The following is an 8,743-nucleotide window of genomic DNA, read 5'->3' as shown; positions in this document are numbered from 1 at the left end:
GCACCACGGGGTGGTCGGTGGTCTGCGGTGCCGGATCGGTGGTCGGTGACCCCAGCCGCATCGGCTCGCCGGTCACCGGCAGGTTGTCCTTGATCGCGATCGGCACGCCCGCCAGCGGCAGGTCGGCGCGGTCGGCCCGCGCGTCGACCGCGTCGGCCTCGAAGCGGGCGGCCTCGGCCCGGACGAGCTGGAACGCGCCGATGCGGGCGTCGCGCTCGCCGATGCGTCGCAGCGCCTCCTCGACCTGCTCGCGCGCGGTCGTCGCGCCGCCGCGCACGGCGGCCGCGATGTCGGTGACGGTCCAGTCGGTCATCGTCGAAATGTATCGACCGGTCGTGACAGCCTGGGCGGGTGATCGGCGAGCAGTGGCGGGCCCGGCGTCCGGCGACCGACCTCGTGCACCTGGACAGCGCGGCGGCGAGCCGCCAGTCGGAGGCGACGCTCGCCGCGACCGCGGCGCACGCCCGTCTGGAGGCGGTCGAGGGCGCCTACGTGGCGCAGGCGGCGGCCGGGCCGGCGATCGAGGCTGGACGCGCGCGGCTGGCCGCGCTGCTCGGCCACCAGGCCGACGGCACCGCGTTCGTCGAGGGCGCGTCCGCCGCCCTGGCCGCCCTGCTGCGGGTCTGGCCGCTCGCGCCCGGCGCGCGGGTCGCGGTGGCGCCCTCGGAGTGGGGGCCGAACGTCGAGGCGTTCACGGCGGCCGGGTACCGGCTGACGGCGTTGCCGGTCGACGGCGCCGGTCTGGTCGACGTCGACGCGCTGCAGCGGCAGCTGCGCGCCGACCCGCCCGCCCTCGTGCACCTCGTCCAGGCCGCCTCGCACCGCGGGCTCGAGCAACCGGTGGCCGCCGTCGTGGCGGTGGCCCACGCCGCGGGCGTGCCGGTGTGGGTCGATGCGGCGCAGGCGCTGGGGCACGTCGACACCGCGACCGGGGCCGACGCCGTGTACGCGACCAGCCGCAAGTGGCTGGCCGGGCCGCGGGGCGTCGGCGTGCTCGCGATCGCCGAGCCGCACTGGCCGGCGCTGCGCGTCGTGCCGCCGCGGCTCGAGGCGCCCGGCCTGCCGCCGGTGCGCTACCTCGACTCGCACGACGCCCACGTCGCCGGACGCGTCGGCCTGGCCAACGCCGTCGGCGAGCTCTGGGCCGACGGCCCCGAGGTCGTGCGCGACCGGCTCGCCGAGGTGGCGCAGCGCACCCGGACAGCGCTGGCCGAGGTGCCGGGCTGGCGGGTCGACGACGGCACCACGGCCATCGTCGCGCTGACCCCGACGGCCGGGCAGGACGTCGCCGCGACGCGAGCCCGGCTGCTCGAGCACCGGGTGCTCACGACGGTGTCGTCGACCCCGCGCGCGGCCGAGCTCGACGGCCCCTCGTTGCGGGTCAGCCCGCACGTCGATGCCGACGAGGCGGCGCTCGACCGGCTCGTCCGCGGCCTTTGTCACACCCTCGTGTAAGGGTTTCGCAACCTGCCGGTGGTTGCCGCTGCCGCAGCTGAGGACAAGACTCGAACGTGAGGACGGTCCGACCCACGCCGGGAGGCGCGGTCGTGCCGCCCCCGCACCGACCCGCGGTCGCCCCCGCGACCCGTCCCGACCAGGATGGGGCGGAATGACCGCCAGCAGACCACATGCCGCCGTCGAACCACTGCTCGATCTCGAGACCGCCGCGGCCCACATCGCCGACGTCGCCCTGACCGACGGGCCGGTCCGGCTCGTCGGGCTCGAGCTCGAGGCGCACCTCGTCCCGCTCACCGAGCCCGGTCGCAGGCCCGACGGCGCAAGCGTCGAACGCCTGCTCGCCGACCTGCCGCCGCTGCCCCGCCGCAGCCGGGTGACCGAGGAGCCGGGTGGGCAGATCGAGTTGTCGACCCCGCCGGCCGCCTCGCTCGAGCGGGGGGTCGCCGACCTGCGCGCCGACCGGGCGGCGCTGCGCGCGGCGCTCGCCGAGCGGGGCCACGCCAGCGCGGCGATCGGGGCCGACCCGGCGCGTCCGGTGATCGTCGTGAACCGGGCTCCGCGCTACGCGGCGATGCAGCGGCACTGGACGACGGTCGGCTGCTCGGCCGCCGGGCGCAGCATGATGGCCGCGACCGCGGCGCTGCAGGTGAACCTCGACGCCGGGCCGCGGGCCGGCTGGGCGCGGCGGGTCGAGCACCTGCACCGCCTCGGCCCCGCGCTGCTCGCCCTGTCGGCGTGCTCGCCGATGCTGGCCGGGCAGGCGTCCGGCTGGGCCTCGATGCGCCAGCAGATGTGGGCCGGCATCGATCAGCACCGCGCCGGACGCATCGGCGCGGGCGATCCGGTCGAGGCCTGGACGCGCTACGCCCTCGCGGCGCCGGTGATGCTGGTGCTCGACGAGCACGGCGGGGGCGCCGAGCCGGTGCCCTCGCGGGTGAGCTTCGCGTCGTGGATCACGGGCGCGGCCAAGCTGCTGCGCCGCCCGACGCTGCGCGACCTCGACCACCACCTCACCACGCTGTTCCCCGCCGTGCGGCTGCGCGGCTACCTCGAGGTGCGCTACCTCGACGCCGTGCCCGACCGGTGGTGGCCTGGGCTCGCCGCGATCGTCGCCACGCTGGCCGACGACCCCGTCGCCGTAGACCTCGCCGACGAGGCGTGCGAACCGGTCGCCGACGCGTGGCTCGCCGCGGCCCGCGACGGGCTGGCCGACGCCGCGGTCTGGCGTGCGGCGCGCGCGTGTGCCCGGATCGCCGCCGACCGCGCCCCGGCCGATGTCGCCGGGTGCGTCGCCTCGTACGCCGAGCTCGTCGAGCGCCGCCGCACCCCCGGCGACGAGCTGCGCGAGCGACTCGCCGCCGCCGACCCCGTGCACGTGCTGCGGGAGGTCGCCGATGCCTGACCAGGTCACGCGTCCGGAGGTCACCCAGGACGAGCTCGCCCTGGCCCTCGACCGCGCGCGGCAGCGCACGCTGCTGCTCACCGACCTCGACGAGCGCGAGCTGACCACGCAGCACAGCCCGCTGATGAGCCCGCTGGTCTGGGACCTCGCCCACATCGGTCAGCAGGAGGACCTCTGGCTGCTGCGCGGCGGCCGGGCCGAGGCGCAGGGGTTGTTGCCCGCACAGATCGAGCGGCTCTACGACGCCTTCGAGCACCCGCGGGCGACACGCGTGCAGCTGCCGCTGCTGCCGGCCCCCGAGGCGCGCGCCTTCCTGCGCGACGTGCGCGGGCGGGTGCTCGACCGGCTCGCGCACGCCGACGACCTCTTCGCCTTCGCGATGGTCGAGCAGCACGAGCAGCAGCACGTCGAGACGATGCTCGCCACGCACCAGCTGCGCGACGGCGAGCCGCTGCTGGGCACCGGCGCCGCGCTGCCGCCCGGTCGGCCGGTGCCGCACGACGCGGTGCTCGTGCCCGGCGGCGAGTTCGTGCTCGGTGTCGACGGCGCCGACGAGCCCTGGTCGCTCGACAACGAGCGCCCGGCACACGTCGTCGACCTGCCCGCGTTCCGCATCGGCCGGGTGCCGGTGACGAATGCCGAGTGGCAGACGTTCATCGACGCCGGCGGCTACGACCAGCCGCGCTGGTGGTCGGCACGCGGCTGGCAGCACCGCCTCGAGGCCGGGCTCGAGCGGCCGCAGTTCTGGTCGGCCGACGGGTCGCGTCGCCGCTTCGGCACCGTCGAGGACATCCCGCCGGACGAACCGGTGCAGCACGTCTGCTGGTTCGAGGCCGAGGCCTACGCGGCGTGGGCGGGCGCCCGGCTGCCCACCGAGCAGGAGTGGGAGAAGGCCTGTGTCTGGGACCCTGCGCTCGGCCGGCGACGGCGCTGGCCGTGGGGATCGACACCGCCCTCGACGGATGTTGCGAACCTGGACGGTGCCGCGCTCCGGCCGGCGTCCGTCGGGGCGTACCCGGCCGGTGCCTCGGCGTACGGCGTCGAGCAGGTCATCGGTGACGTCTGGGAGTGGACGTCGTCGGACTTCGTGCCGTGGCCGGGCTTCACGCCGATGCTCTACCGGCAGTATTCCGAACCGTTCTGGGGTGGCGACTACAAGGTGCTGCGCGGCGGTTCGTGGGCGGTGGGCGGCAACGCGATCCGGCCGTCGTTCCGCAACTGGGACCATCCGATCCGCCGGCAGATCTTCTGCGGCGTGCGGCTCGCCTGGGACGCCGCACCCGGAGGCTCGACGGATGTGTAGGCATCTGGCGTGGCTCGGCGCGCCACGCACCGCACACGAGCTGGTGCTCGCGCCCGAGTTCGGCCTGCTGCGGCAGTCGTACCAGCCGCGGCGGCAACGGCACGGGCTCATGAACGCCGACGGTTGGGGCGTCGGGCTCGTCACCGACGACGGCGTGCATCGCTGGCGCTCGAGCCGACCGCTGTGGTCGGACGCGTCCTTCGCCTCGATCGCGCCACTGCTGCGCTCGGGATGCGTCGTCGCCGCGGTGCGCAGCGCCACCGCCGGCATGCCGATCGACGAGACCGCCACCGCGCCGTTCACCGACGGGCGCTGGCTGCTCTCGCACAACGGCCGCGTCGACCGCTCGGTTCTGGCGAGCGCACCGCGCGCGGAATCGGTCTGCGACTCGGCCCAACTCGCCGCACTCGTCTTCGCGACCGGTGTCGCGCACCTCGCCGAGATCGTGGTCGAGGTCGGCGCGAAGGACCCCGCCGCACGGCTCAACCTGCTGCTCGCCGACGGCGAGCGGGTGCTCGCCACCACCTGGGGCGACACCCTGTCCTACCTCATCGCCGCCGACGGCATCGCCGTCGCGAGCGAGCCCTTCGACGACGATCCGGCCTGGGTCGACGTCCCCGACCGGTCCCTGCTCGAGGCGACGCCGCAGGGCGTCACCGTCACGCCACTGGAGAGCCCCGCATGAGCATCGCCACCCTGCTCGACCCGACCGATCTCGCCGCGGCGATGGCCCGCGACGTGCGCGCCGGCCTCACGTCCACCCCGAAGGTGCTGCCGCCGAAGTACTTCTACGACGCGCGCGGCAGCGAGCTGTTCGACGAGATCACCCGGCTGCCCGAGTACTACCCGACCCGCACCGAGCGGTCGATCCTCGTCGCGCGCGCCGCCGAGATCGCCGCCATCACGCGGGCCGACACCCTCATCGAGCTGGGCAGCGGCACGTCCGAGAAGACCCGGCTGCTGCTGTCGGCGCTGCGCGACGCCCGCACGCTCGAGCGCTTCGTGCCGTTCGACGTCGACCCCGCCGTGCTGCTCGAGGCGAGCGAGGCCGTTGCGGCCGAGTACCCGGGCGTGGCCGTCGAGGCCGTGGTCGGCGACTTCGAGCGCCACCTGCCGGCCCTGCCGCGCCATCCGCAGGGATTGCTGGCATTCCTCGGCTCGACCGTCGGCAACCTCGACCCGCAGCAGCGCCGCGCGTTCTTCACCGACGTGCGCACCGCCCTCGACACGGGCGGGGCGTTCCTGCTCGGCACCGATCTCGTGAAGGACACCGACCGGCTCGTCGCCGCCTACGACGACGCCGCCGGGGTGACCGCGCAGTTCGACAAGAACGTGCTGGCGGTGATCAACCGGGTGCTCGGCGGCACCTTCGATCTCGACGCCTTCGACCACCTGGCGCTCTACGACGCCGAGCACGAGTGGATCGAGATGCGGCTGCGCTCGCGCGAGGACCAGGTCGTGCGCGTCGCCGACCTCGGCCTCGAGGTGCACTTCACCGCGGGCGAGATGATGCGGACCGAGATCTCGGCGAAGTTCCGCCGCGAGCGGGTCGAGGCCGAGCTGGCCGCGTGCGGGCTGTGTCTCACGCACTGGTGGACCGACCCGGCCGGCGACTTCGCCCTCTCCCTGTCCGTCCCCGTCTGAAGTACCGCTCAGCGCGGGCGGGCGTGCGGGGTCGAGACCGGGCAGGCGGGCGCGTCGGTCGCCGGATCGACGACGGTGGTGCGGCGGGCGCGCGCCTCGGCGTCCGAGATGAGCAGCGCCGACAGCACGCCACCCGCCGCGCAGAGCCCGGCGGCGATGAGCACCGCGGTGTGGAAGCCGTCGGACAGTGCGGCGGGGTGGCGGTAGGCGGCGGCGGTGATGCCCGCAAGCCCGGGCAGCACCGCGACGGCCAACAGACCGGCGACGCGGGCGACGTCGTTGTTCACCGCGGACGCGATACCGACGAGGTGACCTGGCGCGGCGGCGAGCACGGTCGCGGTGAGCGGCGCGACCGTCGCCGACAGGCCGAGCGCGAAGACGAGCACCGCCGGCAGCACATCGGCGACGTAGCTCGCATGGGCGCCGACGCGCGTCATGAGCGCGAGGCCGAGGCCCGCGACGATCGGCCCGACCGTCATGGGCAGCCGCGGGCCGATGCGCTGGGCGAGGCGTCCCATGCGGGCCGACAGCAGCAGCATCACGACCGTCACCGGCAGCAGGGCTGACCCGGCCGCGACCGGCGCGAAGCCGGACACCCGCTGCAGCTGCACCGGCAACAGGAAGAACGCACCCGACAGCGCCGCGTAGACGGCGAGCGTCACCGCGTTTGCCGCGCTGAACTGCCGTGACGAGAACAGGCCGAGCGGCATGAGCGGGGCCGGCGTGCGCGCCTCCCACACCCCGAAGCCGACGAGCAATGCCGCCCCGACCACGACCTCGACGGCCGCCGCGCTCGTCCACCCGCCGGACGCACCGGTGAGCCCGTAGACGAGCGCGGCGAGGCCGGCGGCCGCAAGCACCACCCCGACGACGTCGACCCTGCCGCTCGCGTCCTCGTCGCGGGTCTCGGGCACGAACCGCCGCGCCAGCACGATCACCGCCAGCGCCATCGGCACGTTGATCAGGAACGCGATGCGCCAGCCCCAGGACGCAGCGCCGATGAGCACGCCGCCGAGCACCGGCCCGATCGCGGTCGCGATGCCGCCGAGTCCCGACCACGCACCGACGGCCGCCGCCCGGTCGGCCGGCACGAACACCGCTTCGAGGATCGCGAGCGAGCCCGGTGTCAGGAGTGCCGCGCCGACCCCCTGCAGTGCGCGCAAGGCGATGAGCGGACCGCTCGTCGGCGCCGCCGCACAGCCGACCGACGCGATCGTGAACCAGACGACCCCGAGCAGGAAGATGCGCCGGCGGCCGAGCCGGTCGCCGAGCGATCCGCCGAGCAGCAGCAAGCCGCTCAACGTCAGCGTGTACGCGTTGACCGTCCACTGCAGCGCGGTGAGGCCGGCGTGCAGATCGGTACCGATGCGCGGCAGCGCGACGTTGACGATCGTGCCGTCGAGCTGGGCCATGCCACTGCCCAGGATGGTCGCGGCCAGCACGCTGCGTCCCTGCGCGGTCTTCAGTCGGACGTCGGTCACTCGGGCGACGGTAACGGGCCGGCCGACGAGTTGGGGAGGCGAACGGGCCGACGCAGCGAAGTTCAGCAAACGCGCCCTTATCGGCATCGTGTCAACAGACCCGAAACCGTTACGTCACAACGATTTTCATGGTTTGATCGCTTGTTTTCGAACGTTCCTTCGGGTAGACTGACGGCATGGTGGCACCGGCGGTCGAGGCGTGGACGCTGCCCGCCGGGCACGCCGAACTCGACCGGATGCTGGCGGCGTCGACGGCCCTCGCGTCCGAGGCCGAGCTGCTGGACGCGGTCCGGTCGGCCGAGGCGCTGCGGTGCAGGTTGGCGGCGTTGGACGCGGCGGTGATCGCGGAGGTCGAGCGGCGCGGGCTCGCCGGGAAGCACTCGCAGAAGACGACGAAGGCGCTGCTGCGCTCGGTGCTGCGGATCCACCCCGCCGACGCGGCGAACCGGGTCAAGGCCGCGCTCGCGGTCGGGCCGCGGCAGGCGATGACCGGCGAGCCGCTGCCGGCCCGGTTCCCGCAGGTCGCCGCCGCCCTCGCCGCCGGTGCCGTGAACCCCGAGCACGCCCGCACGATCACCGACTGCATCGACACCCTCCCCGACGGGGTGCGGGAACGGGCGCACGACCACGTGGAGGCGCTGCTGCTGCGCGAGGCCGCCGAGTCCGACCCCGGCGTGGTGCGGCAACTCGGCCAGCAGGTGCACACCCACCTCGACCCCGACGGCCGCCTCCCCGGCGACCGCACCAGCCAGCGTGACCGCGGCCTCGACCTCCGTGTGCGGGCCGACGGGTCGTCGGTGCTGCACGGCGACCTCACCCCCGAAGCGACCGAGCGGCTCCGCACCCTGCTCGACGCGATCACCCACCCCCGCACCCTCGACCCCGACACCAGCACCACCGACACGGCTGCCGAGTCGGCCGCCGGCGCGGGCGGGACGGCTGCGGGCGCGCTGGACGACGAGGGCATGGTGACGCCGCCGCGGGCCAGCGGCCCGGTCCGGGACACCCGGTCGGCGAGCCAGCGCCGCCACGACGGGTTCCTGCAACTGCTGCGGCTGCTCCAGGCCAACGCCGCGACACCGACCGGTGGCGGGGTGCACACCACCGTCGTGCTCACCCTGCCCGCCGAGGACTGGCTGGCCGGGACCGGCGTCGCCCGCACCGGCCACGGCGACCTCATCAGCACCGCCGAAGCGATCCAGTGGGCCGGCGGCAACCCCAACGTCCTCGGCGTCGCCCTCGACAGCCTCCACGGGATCCTGGCCTACAGCGAGCGGTCCCGCTGCTTCCACGAACAACAACGCCTCGCCATGCTCGCCCGCGACGGTGGCTGCACCTTCCCCGACTGCGACGCCCCCATCGCCTACCTCGAAGCCGACCACATCACCCCCTGGATCGTGACCGGCCGCACCTGCGTCGACGACGGCCACCTCGTCTGCGTCTTCCACCACCGCA

The 8,743-nt window shown here is 74.8% G+C and carries 8 protein-coding genes; 6 read left to right on the top strand and 2 right to left on the bottom strand.

Annotated elements, in window-relative coordinates:
- On the bottom strand, positions 1 to 313 hold a 313-nt coding region (locus tag ACTHMS_RS12595), incomplete at its 3' end, for an amidase family protein (protein WP_440307013.1).
- 38 nt (positions 314 to 351) lie between these two features.
- Here ACTHMS_RS12595 and ACTHMS_RS12590 point away from each other — a divergent pair.
- From ACTHMS_RS12590 to egtD, 5 genes are all read left to right on the top strand, one after another.
- On the top strand, positions 352 to 1,455 hold the full coding sequence (locus ACTHMS_RS12590) for an aminotransferase class V-fold PLP-dependent enzyme (protein ID WP_440307012.1): 1,104 nt from the start codon (positions 352 to 354) through the stop codon (positions 1,453 to 1,455).
- 154 nt (positions 1,456 to 1,609) lie between these two features.
- A complete protein-coding gene (gene egtA / locus ACTHMS_RS12585; protein WP_440307011.1) occupies positions 1,610 to 2,860 on the top strand; it encodes an ergothioneine biosynthesis glutamate--cysteine ligase EgtA in 1,251 nt (416 codons plus the stop codon).
- On the top strand, positions 2,853 to 4,163 hold the full coding sequence (gene egtB, locus ACTHMS_RS12580) for an ergothioneine biosynthesis protein EgtB (protein WP_440307010.1): 1,311 nt from the start codon (positions 2,853 to 2,855) through the stop codon (positions 4,161 to 4,163). The genes egtA and egtB overlap by 8 nt, the downstream gene beginning before the upstream one ends.
- Entirely contained in the window at positions 4,156 to 4,848 is a 693-nt protein-coding gene (gene egtC / locus ACTHMS_RS12575) for an ergothioneine biosynthesis protein EgtC (protein WP_440307009.1), read from the top strand. The genes egtB and egtC overlap by 8 nt, the downstream gene beginning before the upstream one ends.
- Positions 4,845 to 5,807 carry an L-histidine N(alpha)-methyltransferase gene (gene egtD / locus ACTHMS_RS12570; RefSeq protein WP_440307008.1) on the top strand — a complete coding sequence of 321 codons (963 nt, stop codon included), beginning with the start codon at positions 4,845 to 4,847 and terminating at the stop codon, positions 5,805 to 5,807. The genes egtC and egtD overlap by 4 nt, the downstream gene beginning before the upstream one ends.
- Positions 5,808 to 5,815: 8 nt before the next feature.
- Here the strand turns inward: egtD and ACTHMS_RS12565 are convergent, their stop codons facing one another.
- A complete protein-coding gene (locus ACTHMS_RS12565; protein WP_440307007.1) occupies positions 5,816 to 7,288 on the bottom strand; it encodes an MFS transporter in 1,473 nt (490 codons plus the stop codon).
- A 176-nt stretch (positions 7,289 to 7,464) separates the two neighbouring features.
- On the opposite strand from ACTHMS_RS12565, the gene ACTHMS_RS12560 reads away from it, so the two are divergent.
- Positions 7,465 to 8,743: DUF222 domain-containing protein (locus ACTHMS_RS12560; RefSeq protein ID WP_440307006.1), on the top strand; the 1,279-nt coding region annotated here is incomplete at its 3' end.

The organism is Jatrophihabitans sp., assembly GCF_051960575.1.
GTDB lineage: Bacteria > Actinomycetota > Actinomycetes > Mycobacteriales > Jatrophihabitantaceae > JBQCEE01.
This window is presented reverse-complemented; position numbering and strand designations above follow the sequence as displayed.

What these genes read in the sequence shown, in the direction of transcription:
- egtA (WP_440307011.1), top strand. Translation starts at nt 1,610, where the DNA reads ATGACCGCCAGCAGACCACATGCCGCCGTCGAACCACTGCTCGATCTC.
- egtB (WP_440307010.1), top strand. Translation starts at nt 2,853, where the DNA reads ATGCCTGACCAGGTCACGCGTCCGGAGGTCACCCAGGACGAGCTCGCC.
- egtC (WP_440307009.1), top strand. Translation starts at nt 4,156, where the DNA reads ATGTGTAGGCATCTGGCGTGGCTCGGCGCGCCACGCACCGCACACGAG.
- egtD (WP_440307008.1), top strand. Translation starts at nt 4,845, where the DNA reads ATGAGCATCGCCACCCTGCTCGACCCGACCGATCTCGCCGCGGCGATG.